General features: G+C 69.3%; 23 protein-coding genes. 14 read left to right on the forward strand and 9 right to left on the reverse strand.

Annotated features, from left to right (window positions below; all coding sequences use genetic code 11):
- Positions 1 to 8: 8 nt before the first annotated feature.
- Positions 9 to 848 carry a substrate-binding periplasmic protein gene (locus AC07V5_RS06095; protein ID WP_495114739.1) on the reverse strand — a complete coding sequence of 280 codons (840 nt, stop codon included), beginning with the start codon at positions 846 to 848 and terminating at the stop codon, positions 9 to 11.
- Positions 845 to 1,318, reverse strand: a complete 474-nt coding sequence (gene pedF / locus AC07V5_RS06100) for a cytochrome c-550 PedF (protein ID WP_495114740.1) — start codon at positions 1,316 to 1,318, stop codon at positions 845 to 847. The genes AC07V5_RS06095 and pedF overlap by 4 nt, the downstream gene beginning before the upstream one ends.
- A 251-nt stretch (positions 1,319 to 1,569) precedes the next feature.
- Here pedF and AC07V5_RS06105 point away from each other — a divergent pair, with 251 nt between their 5' ends.
- The 8 genes from AC07V5_RS06105 to AC07V5_RS06140 all read left to right on the forward strand — a co-directional run bounded on the left by AC07V5_RS06105 (position 1,570) and on the right by AC07V5_RS06140 (position 8,800).
- Complete coding sequence (locus tag AC07V5_RS06105) at positions 1,570 to 3,696, forward strand: sigma-54-dependent Fis family transcriptional regulator (RefSeq protein WP_495114741.1); 2,127 nt, start codon at positions 1,570 to 1,572, stop codon at positions 3,694 to 3,696.
- A gap of 197 nt (positions 3,697 to 3,893) precedes the next feature.
- Positions 3,894 to 4,829, forward strand: coding sequence for a pyrroloquinoline quinone biosynthesis protein PqqB (pqqB, locus tag AC07V5_RS06110; protein WP_495114742.1), 936 nt, complete (start codon positions 3,894 to 3,896; stop codon positions 4,827 to 4,829).
- Positions 4,826 to 5,479 carry a hypothetical protein gene (locus tag AC07V5_RS06115; protein ID WP_495114743.1) on the forward strand — a complete coding sequence of 218 codons (654 nt, stop codon included), beginning with the start codon at positions 4,826 to 4,828 and terminating at the stop codon, positions 5,477 to 5,479. The genes pqqB and AC07V5_RS06115 overlap by 4 nt, the downstream gene beginning before the upstream one ends.
- Positions 5,476 to 6,087: a hypothetical protein gene (locus tag AC07V5_RS06120; RefSeq protein WP_495114744.1), complete on the forward strand. Its 612-nt coding sequence runs from the start codon at positions 5,476 to 5,478 to the stop codon at positions 6,085 to 6,087. The genes AC07V5_RS06115 and AC07V5_RS06120 overlap by 4 nt, the downstream gene beginning before the upstream one ends.
- Before the next feature lie 7 nt (positions 6,088 to 6,094).
- On the forward strand, positions 6,095 to 6,589 hold the full coding sequence (locus AC07V5_RS06125) for a hypothetical protein (protein WP_495114745.1): 495 nt from the start codon (positions 6,095 to 6,097) through the stop codon (positions 6,587 to 6,589).
- 2 nt (positions 6,590 to 6,591) lie between these two features.
- Positions 6,592 to 7,299: a hypothetical protein gene (locus AC07V5_RS06130; RefSeq protein WP_495114746.1), complete on the forward strand. Its 708-nt coding sequence runs from the start codon at positions 6,592 to 6,594 to the stop codon at positions 7,297 to 7,299.
- Complete coding sequence (locus AC07V5_RS06135; protein WP_495114747.1) at positions 7,296 to 8,153, forward strand: ATP-binding protein; 858 nt, start codon at positions 7,296 to 7,298, stop codon at positions 8,151 to 8,153. The genes AC07V5_RS06130 and AC07V5_RS06135 overlap by 4 nt, the downstream gene beginning before the upstream one ends.
- Complete coding sequence (locus tag AC07V5_RS06140; RefSeq protein WP_495114748.1) at positions 8,150 to 8,800, forward strand: response regulator; 651 nt, start codon at positions 8,150 to 8,152, stop codon at positions 8,798 to 8,800. Before AC07V5_RS06135 ends, AC07V5_RS06140 begins: the two co-directional genes overlap by 4 nt.
- Here AC07V5_RS06140 and AC07V5_RS06145 read toward each other — a convergent pair.
- Entirely contained in the window at positions 8,784 to 9,089 is a 306-nt protein-coding gene (locus AC07V5_RS06145; protein ID WP_495114749.1) for a high-potential iron-sulfur protein, read from the reverse strand. The genes AC07V5_RS06140 and AC07V5_RS06145 overlap by 17 nt on opposite strands.
- Before the next feature lie 72 nt (positions 9,090 to 9,161).
- Positions 9,162 to 10,910, reverse strand: a complete 1,749-nt coding sequence (locus AC07V5_RS06150; protein WP_495114750.1) for a PQQ-dependent methanol/ethanol family dehydrogenase — start codon at positions 10,908 to 10,910, stop codon at positions 9,162 to 9,164.
- Positions 10,911 to 11,322: 412 nt separating this feature from the next.
- Here AC07V5_RS06150 and exaC point away from each other — a divergent pair, with 412 nt between their 5' ends.
- The 5 genes from exaC to AC07V5_RS06175 all read left to right on the forward strand — a co-directional run bounded on the left by exaC (position 11,323) and on the right by AC07V5_RS06175 (position 15,460).
- Positions 11,323 to 12,846 carry an acetaldehyde dehydrogenase ExaC gene (gene exaC, locus AC07V5_RS06155; RefSeq protein WP_495114751.1) on the forward strand — a complete coding sequence of 508 codons (1,524 nt, stop codon included), beginning with the start codon at positions 11,323 to 11,325 and terminating at the stop codon, positions 12,844 to 12,846.
- 61 nt (positions 12,847 to 12,907) lie between these two features.
- Positions 12,908 to 13,300, forward strand: coding sequence for a DUF779 domain-containing protein (locus tag AC07V5_RS06160; protein ID WP_495114752.1), 393 nt, complete (start codon positions 12,908 to 12,910; stop codon positions 13,298 to 13,300).
- A 142-nt stretch (positions 13,301 to 13,442) separates the two neighbouring features.
- Positions 13,443 to 14,240, forward strand: a complete 798-nt coding sequence (locus tag AC07V5_RS06165; RefSeq protein ID WP_495114753.1) for a fibro-slime domain-containing protein — start codon at positions 13,443 to 13,445, stop codon at positions 14,238 to 14,240.
- Between the two features lie 121 nt (positions 14,241 to 14,361).
- A complete protein-coding gene (locus AC07V5_RS06170; RefSeq protein ID WP_495114754.1) occupies positions 14,362 to 14,928 on the forward strand; it encodes a flavodoxin family protein in 567 nt (188 codons plus the stop codon).
- A gap of 49 nt (positions 14,929 to 14,977) precedes the next feature.
- The gene (locus AC07V5_RS06175; RefSeq protein WP_495114755.1) at positions 14,978 to 15,460 is read left to right on the forward strand and encodes a GNAT family N-acetyltransferase; all 483 of its coding nucleotides are present in this window, start codon (positions 14,978 to 14,980) and stop codon (positions 15,458 to 15,460) included.
- Between the two features lie 6 nt (positions 15,461 to 15,466).
- On the opposite strand, the gene AC07V5_RS06180 is transcribed toward AC07V5_RS06175, so the two are convergent.
- Complete coding sequence (locus AC07V5_RS06180; RefSeq protein ID WP_495114756.1) at positions 15,467 to 16,720, reverse strand: glycerophosphodiester phosphodiesterase family protein; 1,254 nt, start codon at positions 16,718 to 16,720, stop codon at positions 15,467 to 15,469.
- A 186-nt stretch (positions 16,721 to 16,906) separates the two neighbouring features.
- Between AC07V5_RS06180 and AC07V5_RS06185 the strand changes: the two genes are divergently transcribed.
- Positions 16,907 to 18,694, forward strand: a complete 1,788-nt coding sequence (locus AC07V5_RS06185) for a S8 family peptidase (protein WP_495114757.1) — start codon at positions 16,907 to 16,909, stop codon at positions 18,692 to 18,694.
- 9 nt (positions 18,695 to 18,703) lie between these two features.
- On the opposite strand, the gene AC07V5_RS06190 is transcribed toward AC07V5_RS06185, so the two are convergent.
- The 4 genes from AC07V5_RS06190 to AC07V5_RS06205 are packed head-to-tail and all read right to left on the reverse strand — an operon-like array spanning position 18,704 to position 23,262.
- Complete coding sequence (locus tag AC07V5_RS06190) at positions 18,704 to 19,972, reverse strand: glycoside hydrolase family 10-like protein (RefSeq protein WP_495114758.1); 1,269 nt, start codon at positions 19,970 to 19,972, stop codon at positions 18,704 to 18,706.
- A gap of 4 nt (positions 19,973 to 19,976) precedes the next feature.
- Positions 19,977 to 21,110 (reverse strand): acyltransferase family protein, encoded by a 1,134-nt coding sequence (locus AC07V5_RS06195; RefSeq protein ID WP_495114759.1) that lies wholly within the window; start codon positions 21,108 to 21,110, stop codon positions 19,977 to 19,979.
- On the reverse strand, positions 21,107 to 22,384 hold the full coding sequence (locus AC07V5_RS06200; RefSeq protein WP_495114760.1) for an MFS transporter: 1,278 nt from the start codon (positions 22,382 to 22,384) through the stop codon (positions 21,107 to 21,109). The genes AC07V5_RS06195 and AC07V5_RS06200 overlap by 4 nt, the downstream gene beginning before the upstream one ends.
- Positions 22,381 to 23,262: an N-acetylmuramic acid 6-phosphate etherase gene (locus AC07V5_RS06205; protein WP_495114761.1), complete on the reverse strand. Its 882-nt coding sequence runs from the start codon at positions 23,260 to 23,262 to the stop codon at positions 22,381 to 22,383. Before AC07V5_RS06205 ends, AC07V5_RS06200 begins: the two co-directional genes overlap by 4 nt.
- Between the last annotated feature and the right edge of the window lie 31 nt (positions 23,263 to 23,293).

The following is a 23,293-nucleotide window of genomic DNA, read 5'->3' on the forward strand; positions in this document are numbered from 1 at the left end:
CGGTTGGCTCAGGCGGGACGCCAGGCCACCTTGTGTTTGGCAAAGATCTCGGCCACGCGGCCTTGGCTGGCCAGTTGGTTCAACGCTTCCTGCAGGGCCTGGGCGAGGTCGGTGGCGTCGCGTTTCACGGCCATGCCTGCCGCCCAGCCGTCGCGCGGCGCACGTGGCGACGGCAGGGGCTCGATGCGGTAGGCAGTGTCGCCGCCCAGCACGGTCTCCAGCTCCGAGGCCAGGCCGGCCGCAGCCGCCACCTCGCCGCGCTGCAAGGCGCGGGCCGCTTCGCAGCCGTCCTTCCACTGCGTCAGCAACTGCTCACGGTAGGCGCCGCCGTCCGCGCCGATCATCAACCAGCCCGCCAGCGTCTGCCCGGGCACGGCAACACGGCGTGTGCCCAGCTGGGACAGGCTGTCCAGCACGGGCAGGTCGTCCGCGCGCCGCGCCAGCATCACGCGTTCGCGGTAGTAGGGGCCGAAGATGCGGGCCTGGGGCGTGGCCTCGATCAGCGGGCGGTCCACCGGCACGTGCATCAACACGTCGGCCGGGCCGTAGCCGAGGTAGTGCCCCTTCCAGACCATGTTGCGCAGATCGTCGTTCATGTTCTCGTCGGCATTGAAGGCCAGCGGCGAGAACTTCACGCCCAGGGTTTCGGCCAGCGCCTGGCCCAGCTCCATGTCGATGCCCTTGCCCTTCACGTGGAAGGGCGGCATGTCTTCGTACAGGCCGACGATCAGCCGGCCGCGCTCGCGCACCTGGGCGAGCGTGGCGGCGCCGGCCTGCTCCGCCGTGAAGGCGGCGGCTGCCCCCCAGGCAAGCAAGGAGCGGCGGTTGAGCAGGGGCGCGCCGTTCACAGCGGCTTCTCCCGGCGTACTTCCAGGTAGGCCTTGATCGCCCACATGGCTTCCTGCGTGAACACGCCCTCGAAGGGCGGCATGTAGACGGCGCCGTTGCGGCTGCGGCCATGGCGTACGGTGTTCAGGAAGTAGTCGTCGTTTTCCTTCACGCAGGCGGCCTTCTTGGCGGCGTCCTTCAGCGTGGTGCAGTCGTTGTCCAGGCGGCGCAGGTCGGGGGCGATGCCGCCGGAGATGGCCTCCAGGCCGTGGCAGCGCGCGCAGTTCTGGTTGTAAGCCGAGGTGCCGATCTTGATGGCGGCGTCGTTGCTGCGGAAAGGGTTCTCGGCGCGCCAGCCTTCGCCGAGCTGGGGCAGGCTGGAGGTGTCCACGGCCTGGGGCGTGACGTCGCCGTGGGCCCAGGCCTGCACGGTCACCACGATGGCGGCGAGGCAGACGCTGCCGGCGATGGCAAGGGGATGGAACTTCATGAAGGTGTCTCCGTTGTTGTCGAGGTCTGCAAGGCCCGTTCGGGCTCTGCCTCTGCGCTGCAAGCGACATGCCAGCACGGAACTGTTCCAACTTGGCACACTTGCCCGGGCAGCGGCGGACCGGCGCGGATGGACAGCCCCGCCGGTTTGGGACACGATGACCGCAGATCAAGACGCGCGGCGTGGCCATGAGCCCGCACCGCGCAGCCTCCGGAGACAAGCCTGTGGAGGCAGGCCAACGAAAGCCTCTCATGCCCACCATCGAGACCGAAGCGCCGGGCAGCCCGGCGCCACCGGCGCCGCCGCGACAGGCGTTCATCGAGCGCAGCCACCAGCGCAGCGAAGCGCTGGGCCTGAAGCGCCACGAGAAAAGCGGGCTGGACCCGATGATCCGAAGCGACCTCAACCTCGCGCGCGAACGCAACCAACGCCTGTACACCCACGCCGCACCGGTGATGCAACTGCTCTACGAGCAGATCGTCAACACCGAAAGCATGATCATGCTGACCGACGCGCAGGGCACCATCCTGCATGCCGTGGGCGACGACAGCTTCCTGGCCCGCGCCCACCGCGTGGCGCTGGCGCCGGGCGAGAACTGGGCCGAGCATGCCAAGGGCACCAACGCCATCGGCACGGCGCTTTTTGAGGAAGCACCGACGCTGGTCCACGGCGGCGAGCACTTCATCCACGCCAACAACTTTCTGACCTGCTCGGCCTCGCCGATCTTCGACCCGCGCGGCAACATGCTGGGCGTGCTGGACGTGACCGGCGACCACCGCGGCTACCACCAGCACACCATGGGGCTGGTGCGCATGTCGGCCCGCATGATCGAGAACCACTGGCTCTCGGACGACTACAACAACCGCCTGCGCCTGCACTTCCACAGCCGGCCCGAGTTCATCGGCACGCTGCTGGAAGGCATCCTCGTCGTGTCGCCGGAAGGCCGGCTGCTGGGCGCCAACCGCGCCGCGCTGGACCAGCTCGGCGTCAGCGGTGCCGAGCTGCGCATGCGCAGCCTGAGCAGCCTGCTGGGCACGACGCCGGCGGCCATCTACGACCACTTCCGCATGCCCTTGTCGCCGCCGATGCAGATGAGCCTGCCGACGGGCCAGAGCCTGTTCGTCAGCGCGCGCTTCGACTGGCCTTCGCGCCCGGTGGTGGCGGGCCTGCGGAATGCCGAGATGGCCGACGTGGTGGACGCGCGCGAGCCTTCAGCGGCCACCAGTTCCCTGCGCGAAGGCGAATGGGCCGGCAGCGTTGCCAGCACGGCCGTGTCGGCCCCGCCAGCGGACATGGCGGCCACGGCCAACGGCGCCCAGCGCTTCTCTGGCCTGCAATACCTGCGCACCGGTGACCCGCAGCTGGAGACCGTCATCCAGAAGGTCAAGCGCGTGCTGGACCGCGGCATCCCGCTGCTCATCCTGGGCGAGACCGGCACGGGCAAGGAGTTGCTGGCCCGCGCGGTGCACCACGATTCCAACCGCGCACGGCAGGCCTTCGTGGCCGTGAACTGCGCGTCCATCCCCGAGAGCCTCATTGAGGCCGAGCTGTTCGGCTACGAGGAAGGCGCCTTCACCGGCGCGCGGCGCAAGGGCGCGCCGGGGCGGCTGGTGCAGGCCAACGGCGGCACGCTGTTCCTGGACGAGATCGGCGACATGCCGCTGCCGCTGCAGGCCCGCCTGCTGCGCGCGCTGCAGGAGCGCAGCGTGACGCCGCTGGGCAGCACCAAGTCCATCGCGGTGGACATCGCCGTCATCGGCGCCACCCACCGCAACCTGCGCGAGATGATCGCCGCCCAGACCTTCCGCGAGGACCTGTACTACCGCCTCAACGGCCTGGCCCTGCGCCTGCCGGCGCTGCGCGAACGGACCGACGTGGAAGCCATCGTGCGCCGCATCCTGCAGGCCGAGCGCCCGCAGGACACCCCCGAGCTGAGCCCCCAGGTGCTGGGCATGTTCCGCCGCTACCAGTGGCCGGGCAACATCCGCCAGCTGGCCAACGTGCTGCGCACGGCGGCGGTGATGTCGGCCGGCGAGCGGCTGGTGACGACGGCGCATCTGTCGGACGACTTCCTCGAAGACATGCAGCGCGTCGTGGGCGGCCTGGCCCCCGCGCCGGCCCCCGCGCTGGCGCCGGCCTGGCCGCCCTACGAGCCGCATGCCGCGCTGCCGGCGCCGGCATCCACGATGGCGTCCACGGCTGCAGTGGCTGCCACTGAACCCACTACGGCGCGCACGCTGGAGCAGGCTGAGATCGACATGATCCGCGCCACGCTGGACGCCGTGGGCGGCAACATCTCGCTGGCCTCCAAGCAGCTGGGCATCAGCCGCAACACGATCTACCGCCGGCTGCGCTGGAACACGCCCACGGCCGACTGACCGTTGTTCCCGGGCCTCAAAGCAGGCCCGGGACTTTCCCGGGGAGGCTCCGCGCCGCGTTGTGCCGAACTGGAGCAAAACCCCTGATTGACGGCGCTTGCACCGGCCTTTTGGCAAGGCACGGGTCTTGCACCCCTGGGTGCATCGACCTGCTGAATCCTTGCTCCCATGCCCCGTCTTCCTCTGCGCGGCTTCTCATGAAGCTCCTCGTCCTCGGCTCCGGCGCGGGCGGTGGCTTCCCGCTGTGGAACTGCCACTGCCGGCTGTGCAGCAGCTGGCGCCGCGGTGAACTCGACGCCAGCGCGCGCACGCAAAGCGCCATCGCCATCTCGCAGGACGGCCGGCCCGGCGAGGGCTGGCTGCTCATCAACGCTTCGCCCGACCTGCTGCAGCAGATCCGCGACACGCCCGCGCTGCAGCCCGCCCATGCAGGTGACGCGCCCATCCGCGCCGTCGTGCTGCTGGACTCGCGGCTGCACCACGTGGCCGGGCTGCTCAGCTTGCGCGAGAGCCGTGAGCTGGAGGTGTACGCCACGCCGCTGGTGTTCGAGGACCTGACGGCCGAGCTGCCGCTGCTGCACGTGCTGGAGAGCTACTGCCGCGTGCGCTGGCGCATGCTGCCCATCGCTGGCGACACGCGCAGCGCGGCGTTCGAGATCCCGGGCTTCCCGGCGCTGAGCTTTGCTGCCGTGGCCGTGCCGGCGCGTGCGCCACGGCATGCGCGGCTGCGCGGCGAGGCGGCCGGCGAGTGCATCGCGCTGCAGGTGCAGGACCTGCGCACCGGCCGGCGCGTCTTCCTATCACCGGCGCTGGCCGAGGTTGGCGAGCCCGAGCTGGCTTGGATGCGCCGGGCCGACTGCGTCGTCGTCGACGGCAGCTTCTGGACCGAGCACGGCATGCAGGAGGCCGGTGTCGGCTCCGTCAGCGCGAGCGACAAGGGCCACTTGCCGCAGAGCCGCCATGGCGAGCGCCCCGGGATGATCGACGCGCTGCGGGCCAGCGGCGCGCCGCGCAAGGTGCTCACCCACATCCACCACAGCAACCCCATCCTCGACCGCCGCAGCGCCCAGCGCCACGAGCTGGCCGACCACGGCATCGAGGTGGCGCACGACGGCATGGAGATTGAACTGTGAGCACACTGACTGCCGCCCAACCCCCCTCGCGCCCGGCCGAGCCGCTGTGGCTGGAATGGCTGACCCTCTGCGGGGGCCTCGCCTTCTGCACCTGGCTGCTGGGCGTGCGCGGCGTCTGGGCCTTGCTGCTGGGGGCCGACCCGACCGGCCTGACGCTGGTCATCATTGCCGTGTTCGGCTGTTCGACGCTGTGGTGCGGCCAGCGCTCGCGCGAGCTGCAGCGCCAGCGCACCCTGCTGGCCGACCCGCGCCAGGCCCGCGCCGATGAACGCTGCTGGGCCACTGACTACGCCGCCGCGCTCTCGCGTGATGCCGGCACCGCCGCCGACCTGCTGCTGGAGCACAGCCACGGCCCGCACGGCACGGCCTGGTGGGTCAACGGCATCCAGCTCAAGCTGGGGCTCTTGGGCAAGGTCATCGGCTTCTCGATGCTGGCGCTGACCATCGGCAAGCTGCAGAGCTTCGACCCCGCGCAGTCGCAGGAGCTGCTGCGCAGCCTGACCGCCGGCCTGGGCGTTGCGCTGCTGACGACGATGGTGGGCCTGGTGGGCAACATCCTGCTGGGCCTGCAGCTCACGCGGCTGGACCGCTTCGCCGATGTGCTCGTTGCCGACATCCAGCGCGCCGCGCTCGTGAAGGATTCCGTGTGACACGCCGCTCGCGCCGAGGCTCGCGGGAGGCGGAGGTCGACCCGTTCTACGACATGCTGTTCAACCTGCTGATCGGCTTCGTCTTCTGCTTCATCGTGGCGCTGCTGGCGATGAACCCGCGCGCCACCAAGGCCGGCGACGTGCCGTCCAAGGCCGAGTACCTCATCAACGTCGCCTGGCCCGACAACAGCCCCAACGACATCGACACCTGGGTGCAGGACCCCGGCGGCAACCTGGTGTGGTTCCGCCAGCGCGAGGCGGGGCTGATGTACCTGGACCGCGACGACCGGGGTGACGCCAACGCCGCCACCATCGTCAACGGCCAGCGCATCCAGAGCCCGTTCCGCCAGGAGGTGGTGACGCTGCGCGGCCTGGTGCCGGGCGAGCACGTCGTCAACGTGCAGTACTACCAGTCGCACGACGGCCAGCCGGTGCCGGTGACCGTCACGGTCATCAAGGTCAACCCGCGCGCGGACGTCGTTTTCTACGGCACGGTCAAGCTCGCCCGCCAGGGCGACGAGGCCACCGCCGTGCGCTTCACGATGCTGCCCGATGGCAGCGTCGTCAACGTCAACACGCTCCCCAAGAGCCTGATGCAACGCCCCTGAACTCGATATGACGCTTCCCATCATCCTCAGCTTTGCCGCACTGCTGCTGCTGTGCGCCCTGGCCCTGCTGCAATCGCGCTGGCCCGCCTGGCTGCGCGGCCTGCTGGTGGTGGGCGTGAGCGCCTTCTACTTCTATGCCGAGGGGGCCATCCACACGCTGTGGGGCTGGCCCAGTGGCGACCCATTGCCCGAGCGCTTCGTGCTGCTGGCCGCCGTCATCGAGGAGCCCGGGCCGAAGCGCGACGGGGCGCTCTACGTGTGGGTCCACGCGGTGGAAGACGGCAAGCCCGCCGCCCAGCCGCGCGCCTACCTGTTGCCCTACAGCAAGGACCTGCACGGCCTGCTGAACGAGGGCTTGAAAAAGGTGCGCAACGGCATCGCCCAGCTCGGCACGGCCGAGCCCAAGGTGGGCCGCAAGGGCCTGGCCTGGCTGCGCCCGGGCAGCGATGAGCAGCAGGTGAAGCTGCGCGACATGCCCTTACCCCAACTGCCGGAGAAGTGAGCATGCGCCGCTGCCTGCTGTTGACCCTGATCGCCCTCGCCGGCTGTGGCCGCTCGCCCAGCGCGGGCAACGAGGCCTGGTTTCCGTTGGAGGCCGGCCATCGCTGGACCTACACCGTCACCACGCGCAGCGGTGCCGACACCTCGGAGCGCGAGAGCCTCACGCTGCGCACGCTCGGCCGCAGCACGCTCATCCTGGACGACAAGCCCGCCTGGCAGCGCCGCAGCGACAGCGGCATCAACTACTGGCTGCGTGCCGACGACAGCGGCGTCTACCGCGTGGCCATCAAGAGCGACATGCAGGCCGACCCCGTGGCCGACGCGCCGGGCCGCTTCGTGCTGAAGGCGCCCTTCGTGGTGGGCACGCAATGGCAGGCGCCCACGACGACCTATCTGCTGATGCGCACGCAGGAGTACCCACGCGAGCTCAAGCACAGCCACCCCAATATCCCCATGACCTACCAGATCGAGGCCGTGGCCGACGAGGTGCAGGTGGCGGCGGGCAAGTTCTCGCCCTGCCTGCGCGTGCGCGGCAGCGCCACGGTGCGCGTCTTCGTCGACCCCATCAGCGGCTTCAAGGACCAGCCGCTCCACAGCGTGGAGTGGTATTGCCGCGGCGTGGGCCTCGTGAAGCTGGAGCGCAGCGAGCCGTCCACGTCGCCGATGCTGGTGGGCGGCTCGCGCACGCTCGAGCTGGAGGCCTGGCAGTGAGGCTCTTCGCGCGGCGCGACCTGCTCTGGGTGAGCGGCACGACGCTGGCCGTCTTCGTGCTGGGCAGCCTCGGGCAGTGGCAGGAGAAACTGAGCGCGGCCCTGGACCGCTACGAGGCCTGGCAGATGGACGAGCTGCCGCTGGCCTTGACCGTGATGACCGTGGGGTTGGCCTGGCAGGCCTGGCGCCGCCACCGCGAGGCGGCGCGGCTGCTGCAGCAGAACCGCGAGCTGGCCCGCCAGCTCATTGCCGTGCAGGAGAGCGAGCGCCAGGCGCTGGCGCGTGAGCTGCACGACGAGCTGGCCCAGCACTGCACGGCCATCCGTTTCGAGGCGGCCGTGGCCGAGCGCTGCACCGAGCTGACCCAGGCCGTGGCCGCCGCACACCGCGCCGCCGCCAGTGCCGAGAGCCTGCAGCAAGGCGTGCGCCGCCTGCTGCGCCAACTGCGCCCGGCCGACCTCGACGCCCTCGGCTTGAGCGCCGCGCTGCAGGTGCTGTGCGCCCAGCGCGCCTGGCCCGCCTGCCGCTTCAGCGCCAGCGGTGCCGAGGTGGCCAGCTTTGGCGAGGACATCGACATGGCTGTCTACCGCGTCGCGCAGGAGGCGCTGTCCAACGCGCTGCGTCATGCGCACGCCACGGCGGTGGCGGTGCAGCTCGCGTCGATGCCCGACGCCGTGCAGTTGAGCGTGCATGACGATGGCCTGGGCTTCGACGCCGCGGCCGAGACCGCGGGTCTGGGCCTGCTCGGCGCGCGCGAACGCGCGGCGGCCCTGGGCGGCCGGCTGACGGTGAGCAGCGCGCCGGGCAAGGGCACGCGCGTCGAGCTGTGGCTGCCAACCCGAGGCCGGCCATGACGCGGCTGCTGCTGGTTGACGACCACCCCGTTGTGCGCGCGGGCTACCAGCGCCTGCTGGAGATGGACGGCAGCTGGCGCGTGGTGGCCCAGGCGGGCTCGGTGGACGAGGCGCTGGACCTGCACCGCGAGCACCAGCCCGAGCTGACCATCACGGACCTGGGCCTGCCCGGGCGCGGCGGGCTGGAGTTGCTGCGCCAGCTGATGGAGCGCGACGCCGGCGTGCGCGTGCTGGTGTTCAGCATGCACGAGGGCGAGGCGATGGTGAGACGGGCCTTCGCGATGGGGGCGCGCGGCTATGTGAGCAAGAGCGGTGCACCGCAGGAGCTGCTGGACGCCGCGGCCCGCGTGATGGCGGGCCGGCGCCATCTGTGCACCTCGCTGCCGGCACATTGGCTGCAGCCGCTGCCGCCGGGCGACCCGGATGGGCTGGAGCGTTTAAGCGACCGCGAGTTCGAGGTGTTTCGCCTGCTGGCTCAAGGCCTGACGCCGGCCGACTGCGCCGGCACGCTGCACCTGAGCCCCAAGACCGTCTCCAACCTGCAGACGCAGATTCGCGAGAAGTTGGGGCTGGCCAGCACCGCGGCTATGGCGCACCTGGCGCTGCGCCGCGGGTTGCTCGACGCTGAGTTCAACCTGGGGTCTTGACCCAGGCTACGCACCAGCCGTTCTTCGCCACCTGGGCCTTGCGGCCGAACATCGAGCAGCCGCTCCAGGCGTCGGTGGGCTTGGCCTGCCAGAACTGGCAGTTGGCGCAGTGCTGGCTGGCCTGGTGCTTGGGGTACTTGGCGGCATCGACCTTGGTGGTGTCGTGCTTGTAGCCGAGGGCGACGGCGGTTTCGCTGGCCTCGTCGACGGGGACCGTCTGGGCCACGGCCGGGCAGGCCAGGCAGGCCGTGGTGGCCTGGAAGATGAAGATGCGGCGGGTGGGGTGCATGGAGGCCTCGGGACATGAACAAGGCGCCGGCCAGCCTGCGCGGGCCGGCGCCTTCGGTACTGAATGGACGGCTTACTTGGGGAGCTTGAACACCCAGACCATGCCGCCCTGCTCCAGGTAATTGACCTTCTTGGCCACGTCACCTCCCCACAGCGGCACGGCACCGCCCCAGCCCGAGACGACGCTGATGTACTGCTCGCCGTTCTGCTGCCAGGACACCGGCGGCGCGACGACGCCCGAGCCGGTTTGGAACTGCCAGACGATCTTGCCGGTCTTGGCGTCCGCGGCCTTGAGCCAGCCTTCCGGCGTGCCCCAGAACACGAGGTTGCCGGCGGTGGTCAGCACGCCACCCCACAGCGGCGCGCTGTTCTTCACTTCCCAGACGATCTTGCCGGTCTTGGGGTCGACCGCGCGCATGGCGCCGATGTAGTCGTCGTTCAGCGTCTTGATGGTGAAGCCCGCGCCCAGGTAGGCGGCGCCCTTCTTGTAGGCGATGGGCTCGTTCCAGATTTCCATGCCCCATTCGTTGGCCGGCACGTAGAAGAGCTTGGTGTCCGGGCTGTAGGCCATCGGCATCTGGTTCTTGCCGCCCAGGAAGGACGGCGACGAGAACACCGAGTTGCCCTTCTTGCCATCGGCCGCGGTGGTCGGGTCGCCGGGGCGGTTCTCGGGCACGAAGTTCGGGCGGCCGGTCTTCAGGTCGATGCCGGTGGCCCAGCTGATCTTCTTGACGAAGGGGAAGGCGTTGGCGAGCTGGCCGTTGGTGGCGTCCAGCACGTAGAAGAAGCCGTTGCGGTCGGCCTTGGCGCCCATGCGCTTGCCGTCCTGGTCGAAGGTGATGAACTCGTTGACGCCGTCGAAGTCCCAGCCGTCGTTGGGCGTGCCCTGGTAGTGCCACTTGATCTGGCCGGTCTTCACGTCGATGGCGACGGTGGCGCAGGAGAACAGGTTGTCACCCTGGCGCAGGTGGCTGTTCCACGGCGCCGGGTTGCCGGTGCCGAAATAGGCCAGGCCGGTCTTGGGGTCGTAGGTGCCGCCCAGCCAGGTGGCCGCGCCGCCGGTCTTCCACAGGTCGCCGGGCCAGCTCTTGCCCTGCGTGCCGGAGATGCCGTTCTCGTGCTTCACGCCGGCCTTGTCCCAGGTGTAGCCCATGTGGCCTTCCACCGTCGGGCGGGTCCAGACCATCTTGCCGGTGCGCGGGTCGCGCGCCTCGACGCGGCCCACCACGCCGAACTCGCCGCCCGACACGCCGGTCAGCAGCAGGCCCTGGGCAATGATGGGCGCAGCCGTGGCCGAGTAGCCGGCAGCGTAGTCGTCGATCTTCTCCTTCCAGACCACGTCGCCGGTGGTCTGGTCCAGGGCCACGATCTGGGCGTCCAGCGTGGCGAAGATGACGAGGTTGTCGAACAGGGCCGCGCCGCGGTTGACGACGTCGCAGCAGGGCATGATGCCCTCGGGCAGGCGGTGCTCGTACTTCCACAGCTTCTGGCCGGTGGCGGCGTCCAGCGCAAAGATGCGCGAGTAGGAGGCCGTCACGAACATCTTGCCGTTGTGGATCAGCGGCTGCGACTCCTGGCCGCGCTGCTTCTCGCCGCCGAAGGAGAAGGCCCAGACGGGCGCCAGCTTGGCCACGTTGCCCACGTTGACCTGCTTGAGCGTCGAGTGGCGCTGGCCCTGCGTGCCCAGGCCCCAGGACAGCACTTCCTGGCCGGACTTGGACGATGCTTCGATCATCTGGTCGGTCACGGCGGCGGTGGCGCCGCCGGCGGCCACGAGGCCGAGGCCCAAGGACATCAAAGCGGCGAGAGGCTTGAGTTGCATGGTGTTGTCTCCTGTATGTTGGATCTGCACCGCCGTGCCAAGGCGGCGGGCGGACAGCCACCCAAAGCGCAAGCTCCATGCCAATTGAATTCGCCCGGTTTTCGCGGCGGGATGGAGCAGTTGCAGGGCTTGCCGGCGCGTGGGCTCAGGGTTCCACCGAAGGGGGTGTCAGTGCCATGAGCAGGCTGCGCAGCACTGTGACAACGGGTGCCTGGAACACTGCCGGCGGGTGTGCCGAAACACGTGCGTGGCGCGCTGTGCCGTCCTGTGCCGAACTGCTCCAGCCTGCAACGGCCGGCGGGTGATTTCCCTGGGCTTAAAGCCGTGCAATAGGCGTTGGCACGCCTGCGGCGGGTTGGCACGGGTTCTGCGTTGATGGGCCTGCCCCAACCGCAATCGCAGGAGACAAGCCATGACTGTTTACGCCGCCCCCGGCGCTGCCGGCGCCAAGATCGCCTACAAGCCTCGCTACGACAACTTCATCGGCGGCAAGTTCGTGCCGCCGGTCGAGGGCCAGTACTTCGATGTGATCTCGCCGATCAATGGCCGCGCCTACACCCAGGCCGCGCGCTCAAGCGCCGCCGACATCGAGCTGGCACTGGACGCCGCCCACGCGGCGGCCGCCAAGTGGGCCGCCACGCCGCCGGCCGAGCGGGCCAACACCTTGCTGAGGATTGCCGATCGCATCGAGCAGAACCTGGAGCTGCTGGCCTACGCCGAAGCGGTGGACAACGGCAAGCCCATCCGCGAGACGCTGAACGCCGACATCCCGCTGACGGTGGATCACTTCCGCTACTTCGCCGGCTGCGTGCGTGCGCAGGAAGGCGCGCTGAGCGAGATCGACGGCAACACCATCGCGTATCACTTCCAGGAACCGCTGGGCGTGGTGGGCCAGATCATTCCGTGGAACTTCCCCATCCTGATGGCGGCTTGGAAGCTGGCACCGGCACTCGGCGCGGGCAACTGCGTCGTGCTCAAGCCGGCGGAGAGCACGCCGGTCAGCATCCTGGTGCTGGCCGAGCTGATCGCCGACCTGCTGCCGCCGGGCGTGCTGAACATCGTCAACGGCTTCGGCCGCGAAGCCGGCATGCCGCTGGCCAACAGCAAGCGCATCGCCAAGATCGCCTTCACCGGCTCCACCGCCACCGGCAAGGTCATCGCGCAGGCCGCGGCCAGCAACCTGATCCCGGCCACGCTGGAGCTGGGCGGCAAGAGCCCCAACATCTTCTTCGAGGATGTGATGGCCGAGGACGACGCCTTCCTGGACAAGGCCATCGAAGGCCTGGTGCTGTTCGCGTTCAACCAGGGCGAGGTCTGCACCTGCCCCAGCCGCGCGCTGATCCAGGAAAGCATCTACGACAAGTTCATGGAGCGTGCACTCAAGCGTGTGGCCGCCATCAAGCAGGGCAACCCGCTCGACACCGACACCATGATGGGCGCCCAGGCCTCAGCCATGCAGATGGACAAGATCCAGACCTACCTGGCGCTGGGCAAGGAAGAGGGCGCCAAGGTGCTGATCGGTGGCGACCGCGCCCAGCTGGGTGGCGACCTGGCGGGCGGCTACTACATCCAGCCGACGCTCTTCCAGGGCAACAACAACATGCGCATCTTCCGCGAGGAGATCTTCGGCCCCGTGCTGGCCGTGACCACCTTCAAGACCGAGGCCGAGGCGCTGGCCATCGCCAACGACACCGTCTACGGCTTGGGCGCCGGCGTGTGGAGCCGAGACGGCAGCCGCGCCTACCGCATGGGCCGGGCCATCCAGGCCGGCCGCGTCTGGACCAATTGCTACCACGCCTACCCGGCGCACGCCGCCTTCGGTGGCTACAAGGAGTCCGGCATCGGGCGTGAGACCCACAAGGCCATGCTCGACCACTACCAGCAGACCAAGAACCTGCTGGTCAGCTACAGCCCGAACGCATTGGGCTTCTTCTGATCGCTACCGCGATCGGCAAGCAAGGGGCGGCCTCGGCCGCCCTTTTTTGTGAGGCATCGCCATGACCGCATCCCTCCCCCGCGTGCAGGCCACCGAGGCCGCGCAGGCGTTGATCCAGCAGCTGAAGCGCCAGCACGGCGAGCTGCTGTTCTACCAATCGCACGGCTGCTGCGCCGGCAGCGCGCCGATGTGCTTTGCCGTGCACGAGCTCAAGCTGAACGCCGGCGACCGCCAGTTGGGCGAGGTGTGCGGCGTGCCGGTCTACGCCAGCGAGGCCCAGTGCGACTACCTGGCCGGCCTGCAGATGACGCTGGACGTGGCGCCGGGCAACAGCGGCAGCTTCGGCCTGGAGGACGGCTCGGGCCAGCACTTCGTCGCCCACTTCCGGCTGTGGACCGACGACGAGGTGCCGAGGCTGGCGCCGATCACCCATGCATCAGGGCTGGGGGGCTGAGCTGCGCCAGCCGGTGTCGGGCGACTTGACAATCTGGCCACCCGGGCAGCCGGCAGCTTGGCCAAGCGCTTGATTTGCAAAGAAATGATGGGCAAGGCATCAACTTTGCTTCTTGATGATCATCTACACGGAGGAGAACATCATGCGCAGACTGCTGTCTCTCTTTCTCGCGGCTGCCGCCCTGGCCCTGCCGCTGCTTGTGCAGGCGGCACCGATCACGCTGACGGGCACGGTCCGAGACTTCAATGCCGCTGGCACCGTCTTCAATGGCGTGGCCGGGCACCCTGACTTCGAAGGGCCTTGTTGCGGCAGTGATCTTGGCATCGTCGCCACGACGCTGGGCGTTGATGGCAAGCCGGTCTACGCCGGCGGCGCGCACTGGAGTGTCCAGAGCGCAGCCTCCTTCTACCAGTGGTACCACGACGACCTGAGCGTCAACCGCACCGGCTCGACCACCATCACGCTGAACGACATCGGCGGCGGCCTGCGCCAGTTCAGCAGCGGTTCCTATTTCCCGGCCGACGGCGCCCTGCTCAACCAGTCGTCGTGCTGCGGCCACAACTACGGTTTCACGACCGAGTTCCACACCACCTTCGGCTACTCGACGGCCAGCAACGACACCTTCAGCTTCACCGGCGACGACGATGTCTTCGTCTTCATCAACGGCATGCTGGCGATCGACCTCGGTGGCGTGCACGGCCCCCAGGGCGGGGCGGTGAACCTGAACACCATCGCGGCCACCTTCGGCCTGGTCGATGGCAACAACTATTCGCTCGACGTCTTCCAGGCCGAGCGCCACACCACCGGCTCGAACTTCACGATGACGACCTCGCTGCAGCTCGTCACGACGCCCACGGGCCTGCCTGAGCCGGCCTCACTGGGGCTGGTGGCCGCCGCGCTGCTTGCCGCCGGTGCGGTCGCGCGCCGCAGCCGCGGCTGAACGGCGACGCAGCGCACGGGAGGGTCGCGGCGCAGGCGGTCCGCGCAGCGAATGACCCGAGGCGGGCAGGCCGTTCGTGGCGCGGCCATGATGTTGTGCCTCATCAAGCCTGCCCGCCGCCATGACCGACCCCACCGCCCGCCGCGTTCTCGTCCTGCTCTCCAGCACCCGTGCCGATGGCAATGCCGAGCTGATGGCGCGTGCCGCCGTGGATGGCCTGCCGGCCGGCGCCGAGGTGCGCTGGCAGCGCCTGGCCGAGCTGGCCCTGCCGCCTTTCGAAGACATCCGCCACAGCGGCACCGGCCAGTACCCCGCGCCGACGGGCAGCCTGGCGGGCCTGCTCGATGACACGCTGTGGGCCACCGACCTCCTCGTCGCCGCGCCGCTGTACTGGTACAGCCTGCCGGCGCCGCTGAAGCTCTACCTCGATCACTGGAGCGCCTTCATGCGCGTGCCCGGCCTGGACTTCAAGCCGCGCATGGCGGGCAAGGCGATGTATGTCGTCTGCGCCACCAGCAGCGGCGACGAACCGCATCTCGCGGCGCCGCTGGTGGACAGCCTGCGCTTCAGCGCCGAGTACATGCAGATGCGCTGGGGCGGCGTCGTGCTGGGCGACGGCAGCAGGCCTGGCGACGTGCTGAAGGACGAGGCCGCGATGGCCGCTGCGACGAAGCTGTTGGCGGCGTGACCGACATGACCTAAGGTTGGTGACCGACCGTACCGTTAGGCTCCAGGCCATGCTGAACTTCCGACCTCTGTTCCCGCAGGACCAGTCCACGCTGTGGGACTGGCTGCACATCGCGCTGTGGGACCCGCCGCCCGCGCCGCTGCGCCCGCGTGAGGTGCTGGACGACCCGGGCGTGCGCATCTATGCCGATGACTGGGGCCGGCCCGGCGACATCGGCCTCGTGGCCGTGCGCAATGGCGCGGACGCGGGCGCCTGCTGGATGCGCGTGCTGCCTGAAGGCGTGGGCCTGGCGTCGGTGGATGCCTCCACGCCGCAGCTGGGCATTGGGCTGTGGCCGGCTTTCCAGCGCCAGGGCATCGGCAAGCTGCTGATGGAGGCGTCACTCGACGCCGCGTGGCGGGCCGGCCACGCGCAGGTGGCGCTGACCGTTCACCCCGAGAACCCCGCGCGGCGCATGTACGCGGCCTGCGGCTTCGAGGAAGCCGGCCTGCGCGGCAGCTATCACCTGATGCTGGCGCGCAGCCCGGGTTGAGCCAGGCTATTTTTGCCCAGTGCAGTTGGCGTAGAAGCTGACGGTAGCCGGCCAGTCGGAGAACACGCCGATCACGCCGATGTCCTGGGCCAGCACGTCCAGCGTGCGGAACATGTCGCCCTCGCGGGTGATGGCGCTGTCGAAGGTCTGGTAGTAGGAGCCGTTGTTGCCGTCGGCCAGGATGCCGCTGCGTTCCAACGACCAGGTGATGATGTCCAGGCCGGCGGCCTTGGCATTGCGCGCGTACTGCGAGGGCAGGAGGTTGCCGCTGGTGTCGGCCGCCAGCAGCGCGAACAGCGGCGGCGCGACGATGCGGATGCCCGCGGCGCGGTAGGCCTTGAGCTGCTCGGCGGTGGGCAGGTCGGCTGCCGTGGCGGCGCCGTCGAGGAAAACGGCCTGGCGGCCGAAGGCGGGCTCGTTCTTGACCCAGTAGAGGATGTCGTCCTTGCTGAAGCTCTGCGCCCAAACGTCGCGTGCCGGCACGCCGGCGGCCTTGTGCTCATCGAGCATCTTCTGCGCGTAGGCGGCCTGGGTGAAGCCATCGAAGGGCATGGCCACGCTCGGCGCCTTGAGCTCGGGTGTCATCTTCACGTCGAGCTTCTTGAACAGGCTGATGGCCTCCTTCAGCGTCAGCAGCGTGCCGCTGGTGGGGCCGGCATAGAGGTCGGTGCGCCAGTTGGGCGTGCCGGCCATGTATTCAGCCGCCGTGCGGCCGCGCGGATTGAAGGCGTCCATCTTGCCGCGCAGGGTCTTGAACTCGGCCAGCGTCAGCTCACTGGTGCGGCATTCGGCGGCGGCCGGTGCCACCAGCGTGCCGGCGGCGTCGAAGGCGGCCGGCGTGAAGGGCTTGACGCATTTGCTCGCCAGCGGCGTGGTGAGGATGTTGGTCGTCGTGTGCAGGTCGTTCTGCGCGTGGCGGCAGACCAGTTCCTTGTCCTTGGTGAAGGTCACGTCGCACTCGACGATGCCGGCACCCATGCGAGCGGCCGCCTCGTAGCTCTCCTTGGTGTGCTCGGGGAACTGCAGCGCCGCGCCGCGGTGGCCGATGGAGAACAGCGTGGGGCGATAGCTCTCGCGCGAGGCGGCGCAATGCTGCAGGCGCTTCTTGAGCGCGCCCTCGGGCATGTCGTTGACGAGGAAGAAGGGGCGCGGGCCGAGCTGCACGCTGGCAATGCCTTCGCGCTCGCGGTCGTGAGCCATGGCGGGCAGGCTGGCGGCGGCCAACGCGATCAGTGCGAGGCGGGTGAGGGTGCGGTGCATGGAAATCCTTTGGGTGGACGGTGGCCACGCTAGGTGGGCGTCGTGAAGCTGGCGTGACACCGGCCCATGGCGCCTGCAAGCTAGGGGCAGCACGGCGCAACAAACGAAACCAAACGTCCGTGCGGTTGAAGCGGGGTTGCAACCGGCGCTGTCGAGCATGGAGGTTCTTTATACGGAGCCCTTCCCATGCAATCCACCCGCAAGACCTTCGCCCTGAGCCTCATCGCCGCCACTCTGCTGGGCCTGAACCCGGCCGTCACCGAGGCCCAGTCCCAGGTCGCGATGAGCCGCGCCGAGCCCCAGGCCGCCGGCCTCATCATCAAGTTCCGCGACGGCGCGCGCACGCCGGTGGCTGCCAAGGCCGCGCTGCAGGGCTTTCGCGCCATGAGCGAGGCGCGCGGCCACCGCGTCGACTTCGACCGCGAGAGCGCCCTCGGCCATCGCGTCATCCGCCTCGCCCAGCGCGTGCCGGCCCGTGCGCTGGCCCAGCTGGCGCGCGACATCCAGCTGTCCGACCCGAGCATCGAGTCCGTCGAGATCGACCACGTCATGCAGCCCACCTTCACGCCCAACGACCCCGGCTGGGTCCAACAGTGGGACATGAGCGACCCGACCGGCGGCGTCAACGCACCCAAGGCCTGGGACATCGGTATGGGCCTCGGCGTGCGCGTGGCGGTGCTGGACACCGGCGTGCTGGCGCATGCCGACATCGCGCCCAATCTGCTGCCGGGCTATGACTTCATCACCGACAGCACCCGCGCCGGCGACGGCGGCGGCCGCGACACCAACGCCAGCGACCCCGGCGACAACGTCACCGCCAACCAATGCGGCGCGGACAAGCCGGCCCAGAACAGCAGCTGGCACGGCACCCATGTCGCCGGCACCATCGCCGCCGTGGGCAACAACGCGCTGGGCGTCACCGGCGTGGCGCCCAAGGCCAAGATCGTGCCGGTGCGCGTGCTGGGCAAGTGCGGCGGCGCCACGTCGGACATCGCCGACGGCATCGTCTGGGCCGTGGGCGGCTCGGTGGCCGGCGTGCCGGCCAACGCCAACCCGGCGCGGATCCTGAACCTGTCGCTGGGCGGCGAGTCGGCCTGCGCCAGCATCACGCAGTCGGCCATCAACTACGCCTACGACAAGGGGGCGGTGATCGTCGTCGCGGCCGGCAACGACAACCAGGACGTCGCCAAGCAGTCCCCGGCCAACTGCAAGCGTGTGGTGGCCGTGGCCGCGACCAACAAGGTCGGCGCGCGCTCCAGCTATTCCAACTACGGCGACATGGTGGACATCGCGGCGCCCGGCGGTGACGCGACCTATGGCAATGTGCTGTCGCTGTCCAACACCGGCATGAGCGGCCCGGTGGCCGACGGCTACAGCCTGCTGCGCGGCACGTCGATGGCGGCGCCTCATGTCGCTGGCGTGGCCGCGCTGATGGCGGCCGCCAACTCGACGGTGCTGCCGTCGGACATGGTCTCTCTGATGCGCTCCACCGCGCGCGCCTTCCCGGGCAGCTGCACGGGTTGTGGTGCCGGCATCGTCGATGCCGAGCAGGCCATCATCGCGGCGCGGGGCTTTCGCTTGGAGAGGGAGCCTAACGACACGCAGGCCCAGGCCCAGTACCTGAACGTGTTCCCGGCGCGGGTGCGCGGCACGCTGCAGCCGTCCATGCCGCTGAACGTCGACATCTACTCGATCAACCTGGGCGCCTCGACGACGCTGCAGACCACGCTGACGATTGACCCGCCGACGCTGCTGGATATCTTCCCCTTCAACGCGACGATGGAGCTGCTGGACGCCAGCGGCAAGCTGATCAAGGCCGCCGCCATCGTCAACGGCAAGACCGAGGTCAACTACTTCAACGCGACGGGCAAGACGATGGCGGTCTATCTGCGCGTGAAGAGCACCGCGTCGACGCTGAGCACCAGCGACCGCGGCTACGAGGTGCAACTGCGCAAGCAGGCCTACGCGTTCTGAGCCAGGCGCTCAGGGCGCTGCGTAGGGCCCGCTGCGCAAGGCGTCGGCAATGCCCTTGCGGTTCTGCGACAGCGCCGCCATGCTGAAGTGGATGTGGCCGCTGCCCGGCGACAGGCGCCGGATGCTGTCGATCTGGGCCAGCACCTCATCGGGTTGCCAGCTTCTCTCGCTGGCGTCGATGCGGCTGGTGAACAGGCCCGGGTGGATGGGCCGGCCCAAGGGGTTGGACGCGCGCCAGGCCTGCAGCAGAGGCTCGAAGGCCTGCGCCGTCTGCGCCCTGGGCCAGTAGAGCTGGGGCGCGAGATAGTCCAGCCAGCCCTCGCGCAGCCACAGCTCGACGTCGGCATAGAGCTTGTCGTACTGGCTGAAACCGTTGATGCCGGCCGGCCGCGCGGCGGGCTTGGGAATGCCGAAGGGGCTGATGCCCACGCGCGTGCCGGGCCGCACTTCATGGGCCAGCGCGTACAGGCGCTGCACCAGCGTGTTGACGTTGTAGCGGCGCCAGTCGTGGCGGCCCAGGGACCCACCCTTGGCCGTGTAGCGCTGCCAGCTCGGCTCGTCGGGGAAGTCGACCTCCTGCTTGGTGGCGGGGTCGGTGATGGGGTAGGGATAGAAGTAGTCGTCGATGTGGATGCCGTCGACGGCGTAGCGGCTCAGGATGTCGCGCGCGACGGCCAGGGTCTGCTCGGCGGCGGCGGGCTCGCCGGGGTCCATCCAGAGCTGGTCGCCATAGCGCTTGACCCAATCGCGGCTGCGGCCGATGTGGCTTTCGGCCAGGGCGGACTTGGCCGTGCTGTGCCGGGCGCGATAGGGGTTGATCCAGGCGTGCAGCTCCAGGCCGCGGGCGCGGGCCTCGGCCAGCCAGACGGCCAGCGGGTCGTAGCCAGGGTGCTGGCCCTGGGTGCCGGTCAGGTATTCGCTCCAGGGTTCGAGCTTGGAGTCGTAGAGGGCGTCGGCGCTGGTGCGCACCTGCAGGATCAGCGCGTTGAGGCCGATGCGCACGGCGGTGTCGCACAGCGCCTTGATTTCGGCTTGCTGGGCCTCGGTGCTCAGGCCGGGCTTGCTGGGCCAGTCGATGTTGGCGACGGTGGCGATCCAGGCGGCGCGCCATTCGCGCGGCGGCGCAGGAGGCAGGGCCGCGGCAGTGGCAGGCGTTGAAGCCGGGGGAGCGGGCGCGAGTGCGGCTTCACTGGGCGGCATGGGTGCCGGTGCAGGCGGCGTGGCGCAGGCAGCGAGCAGAGGGACGCTGGCGAGGCTCAGAAGATCACGGCGTTTCATGGCATCAGACTTTCACGAACCAGTGCTTGCGGTACATGACCCAGGCCACCGCGTACATCACAAGCACGAAGGCGATGGCGTGCAGCAGGGAGGCGTTTGCGGGCGCGAGGCCCGAGTCGCGCAGTGGCGCGTACAAGGCGCGGCCTAGCGTGCGCCCATCGGCGAACTTGATCGTGTAGAGCGCCTTGGCCAGGAGGCCCGACAGCGCAAACAGGAAGAGGGCGTTCATGCCGAAGACGACCAGCGGCTGCAGCAGCCGTACCCAGCGTTCGCGGGCCAGCGGTTGCGGCATGGCGTCCAGCAGCCAGTAGAAGACGGCGAAAACGATCAGCGCCCAGCCGGCCATCGCGAAGACGTAGGACGGTGTCCACAACGACTTGTTGATGGGCATCAGCCAGGCGTCCAGCACCTGGCCCAGCCACAGCGCGGCGAGGCCGTAGAGCACCCAGGTCATGGTCTTCTCGGCGGGCTGCTTCTTCGACGCGAGCACATAGCCGGCCAGCACGCCCAGCAGTTGCGATGACACGGCGGGCAGCGTGGACAGCAAACCTTCGGGGTCCCAGGTCTTGGCCTGCTTCCAAAGGTGGCCGTTCAGCAACAGGCGGTCCAGCCAGGCACCGGCATCTTTGCCCGGCTCCAGCAGGCCGATGTGGACGATGCCGTCCGCATCAGGCACCGGCAGGCAGAGCTGCATCAGGGTGTAGATCGCCATCAACAGCACCGCCCACAGCGCCACACCGCGTGCGTTGCACCAGATGACGATGGGCGCCGCGGCCAGCGTGCACAGGCCCAGGCGCTGCAGCACGCCGGGGATGCGCAGCGTCTCGAAGTTGAAGCTCGGGATCAGGTTGAGCAGCAGGCCGATGCCGATGATGACCAGCGCCCGCCGCGAGGTGCCCAGCAACAGGGCCGTCTTGTCGGCCCCGGCCTGGGCGCGGCGCGCGAGGCTGATCGTCATCGCCATGCCGCTGATGAAGACGAAGAAGGGGAAGACCCAGTCGGTGAAGGTCCAGCCATTCCACTTGGCATGCAGCAGCGGTGCGTAGACGTTGCCCCAGTCGCCCGGGTTATTGACGAGCAGCATCGCCGCGATCGCGAAGCCGCGGAAAGCGTCCAGGCTGAGGATGCGCGTGTTCATGCTTGCTTCTTGCCGAAGCCGTCGGGCACCTTGATCAGCGCCGCCATTACAAAGCTCGGCAGCGTGGCCACCAGCACCCAGCCGAAGAAGGGCACGTAGCCGATGTGGTCCTGCAGCCAGCCGCTCCACATGCCCGGGATCATCATCCCGAGGGCCATGAAGCCGGTGCAGATGGCGTAGTGCGCGGTCTTCTGCGGGCCGTCGGCCACGTGGATCATGTACATCAGGTAGGCCGTGAAGCCGAGGCCGTAGCCGAACTGCTCGACGGCCAGCGCGGCGCTGATGACGGCAAGGCTGGTCGGGTGTGTCAGCGCCAGCAGCAGGAAGGCCACGTTGGGCACATGCATGGCCAGCACCAGCGGCCACAGCGCGCGCTTCAGGCCGATGCGGGAGATGACCCAGCCGCCAGCCAGGCCGCCCAGCGTCAGCGCCGTCAGGCCCACCGTGCCGTAGGCGATGCCGACGGCCTTGGTCGACAGGCCCAGGCCGCCCTTGTCGACGGGGTCGAGCAGGAAGGGCGAGGCGAGCTTGAGCAGCTGCGCCTCGGGGAAGCGGTACAGCAGCAGGAAGCCGAGCACGACGGCGATGCCGGGCTTCTTGAAGAAGCTCGCGAACACGGCGAAGAACTCCGCTGCGAGGCCACGCGCCGCGCTGCGACCCGGGCCACGCACATCCGCCGCGGGCCGCGGCAGCATGGCCGCGTGCCACAGGGCCAGCAATACGAACAGGCAGCCGAGCAGCCAGAACACGACGGTCCAGGCCTTCACGACGCTGCCGGTGCGCTCCGTCAGCTCACCGGCCAGATAGACCAGGCCGCCCTGGCCGCCGATGTTGGCCAGGCGGTAGAAGGTCGAGCGCACACCGACGAAGGCCGCTTGGCTGTGCTGCGGCAAGGCCAGCATGTAGTAGCCGTCGGCCGCGATGTCGTGCGAGGCGGACGCGAAGGCCATCAGCCAGAACACGGCCAGCGACAGCTGGAAGACCTTGTCGGTGGGGATGGTCAGCGCCACGCCGGCCAGCGCCGCGCCGACGAAGAACTGCAGCACCGCGACCCAGAGCCGCTTGGTGCCGAACAGCTCGGCCAGCGGCGACCACAGCGGCTTGATGACCCACGGCAGGTAGAGCCAGCTCGTGTAGAGCGCGATGTCGGTGTTGGAGATACCGAGGTTCTTGTAGAGCACCACCGACAGCGTCATGACGACGACGTAAGGGATGCCCTGCGCGAAGTAGAGCGTGGGGATCCACGCCCAAGGCGAACGTTGAGCCGCGCTCACGCAGCCAATGCCCGGCCGACGCTGCCGTCAGCGGCGTCGAGCAGCGCGCGTGCTTCGTCCGCACTCACGCCGCGCTTGAGCATCACCAGCGCCGTCTTCACATGGTGATCGCACTGCGCCAGCGCGGCTTGCGCATCCGCCTCGCTGGCGCCGCTGGCGCGCACGGTGAGCGCCACGGCCCGCTTGACGAGCTTCACGTTGGTTGCCTTCAGGTCCACCATCAGGTTGCCGTAGACCTTGTTGAGCCTCACCATCAACGCCGACGAGAAGGTGTTCAGCGCGATCTTCTGCGACGTGCCGGCCTTGAGCCGCGTGCTGCCGGAGATGACCTCGGGGCCGGTGTCCAGCACGACGCCGATCTCGGCCTGCTGCGTGACGGGCGCGCCAGGGTTGTTGGCGAAGCCGATGGTCAGCGCACCGGCCGCCCGCGCGGCTTCGATGGCGCCCAGCACATAGGGCGTACCGCCGCTTGCTGCCAGCAGCAGGGCCACGTCGTTGGGGCCGGGGTTGAGCGCGTTCAGGTCAGCGGCGCCCTGGGCACGGTCGTCCTCGGCGCCCTCGACGGCCACGAACATCGCGCCCTGGCCGCCGGCGATGACGGCGACGGCCCGCTCGCGCGGCCAGGAGAAGGTGGGGTAGAGCTCCACACTGTCCAGCACGCCCAGCCGGCCGGAGGTGCCGGCACCGGCATACAGCAACCGCCCGCCGGCGCGGATGCGGGGCAGCGCGGCGTCCACCGCAGCGGCGAGTTGCGGCGCGGCGGCCTTGACGGCTGCGACGGCGGCGGTCTGGTCGTCGATGAATGCATCCAGCAACGCTGGCGTGGCGTAGGTATCCAGGTCGGGGTGCCGGGTACTTGGGGTTTCGGTGTTCAGCATGGGGAATGGAAGCGCAAGCTGACGGACTCTA

The organism is Roseateles sp. GW821-FHT02E12, assembly GCF_059421665.1.

Bases quoted from the DNA above. Each gene is read 5' to 3' on its own strand.
- pedF (WP_495114740.1), bottom strand. From the start codon at position 1,318: ATGAAGTTCCATCCCCTTGCCATCGCCGGCAGCGTCTGCCTCGCCGCC.
- AC07V5_RS06180 (WP_495114756.1), bottom strand. From the start codon at position 16,720: ATGCACCGCACCCTCACCCGCCTCGCACTGATCGCGTTGGCCGCCGCC.
- AC07V5_RS06190 (WP_495114758.1), bottom strand. From the start codon at position 19,972: ATGAAACGCCGTGATCTTCTGAGCCTCGCCAGCGTCCCTCTGCTCGCT.
- AC07V5_RS06175 (WP_495114755.1), top strand. From the start codon at position 14,978: ATGCTGAACTTCCGACCTCTGTTCCCGCAGGACCAGTCCACGCTGTGG.
- AC07V5_RS06105 (WP_495114741.1), top strand. From the start codon at position 1,570: ATGCCCACCATCGAGACCGAAGCGCCGGGCAGCCCGGCGCCACCGGCG.
- AC07V5_RS06125 (WP_495114745.1), top strand. From the start codon at position 6,095: ATGACGCTTCCCATCATCCTCAGCTTTGCCGCACTGCTGCTGCTGTGC.
- AC07V5_RS06160 (WP_495114752.1), top strand. From the start codon at position 12,908: ATGACCGCATCCCTCCCCCGCGTGCAGGCCACCGAGGCCGCGCAGGCG.
- AC07V5_RS06205 (WP_495114761.1), bottom strand. From the start codon at position 23,262: ATGCTGAACACCGAAACCCCAAGTACCCGGCACCCCGACCTGGATACC.
- AC07V5_RS06170 (WP_495114754.1), top strand. From the start codon at position 14,362: ATGACCGACCCCACCGCCCGCCGCGTTCTCGTCCTGCTCTCCAGCACC.
- AC07V5_RS06195 (WP_495114759.1), bottom strand. From the start codon at position 21,110: ATGAACACGCGCATCCTCAGCCTGGACGCTTTCCGCGGCTTCGCGATC.
- AC07V5_RS06165 (WP_495114753.1), top strand. From the start codon at position 13,443: ATGCGCAGACTGCTGTCTCTCTTTCTCGCGGCTGCCGCCCTGGCCCTG.
- AC07V5_RS06145 (WP_495114749.1), bottom strand. From the start codon at position 9,089: ATGCACCCCACCCGCCGCATCTTCATCTTCCAGGCCACCACGGCCTGC.
- pqqB (WP_495114742.1), top strand. From the start codon at position 3,894: ATGAAGCTCCTCGTCCTCGGCTCCGGCGCGGGCGGTGGCTTCCCGCTG.
- AC07V5_RS06150 (WP_495114750.1), bottom strand. From the start codon at position 10,910: ATGCAACTCAAGCCTCTCGCCGCTTTGATGTCCTTGGGCCTCGGCCTC.
- AC07V5_RS06185 (WP_495114757.1), top strand. From the start codon at position 16,907: ATGCAATCCACCCGCAAGACCTTCGCCCTGAGCCTCATCGCCGCCACT.
- AC07V5_RS06140 (WP_495114748.1), top strand. From the start codon at position 8,150: ATGACGCGGCTGCTGCTGGTTGACGACCACCCCGTTGTGCGCGCGGGC.
- exaC (WP_495114751.1), top strand. From the start codon at position 11,323: ATGACTGTTTACGCCGCCCCCGGCGCTGCCGGCGCCAAGATCGCCTAC.
- AC07V5_RS06130 (WP_495114746.1), top strand. From the start codon at position 6,592: ATGCGCCGCTGCCTGCTGTTGACCCTGATCGCCCTCGCCGGCTGTGGC.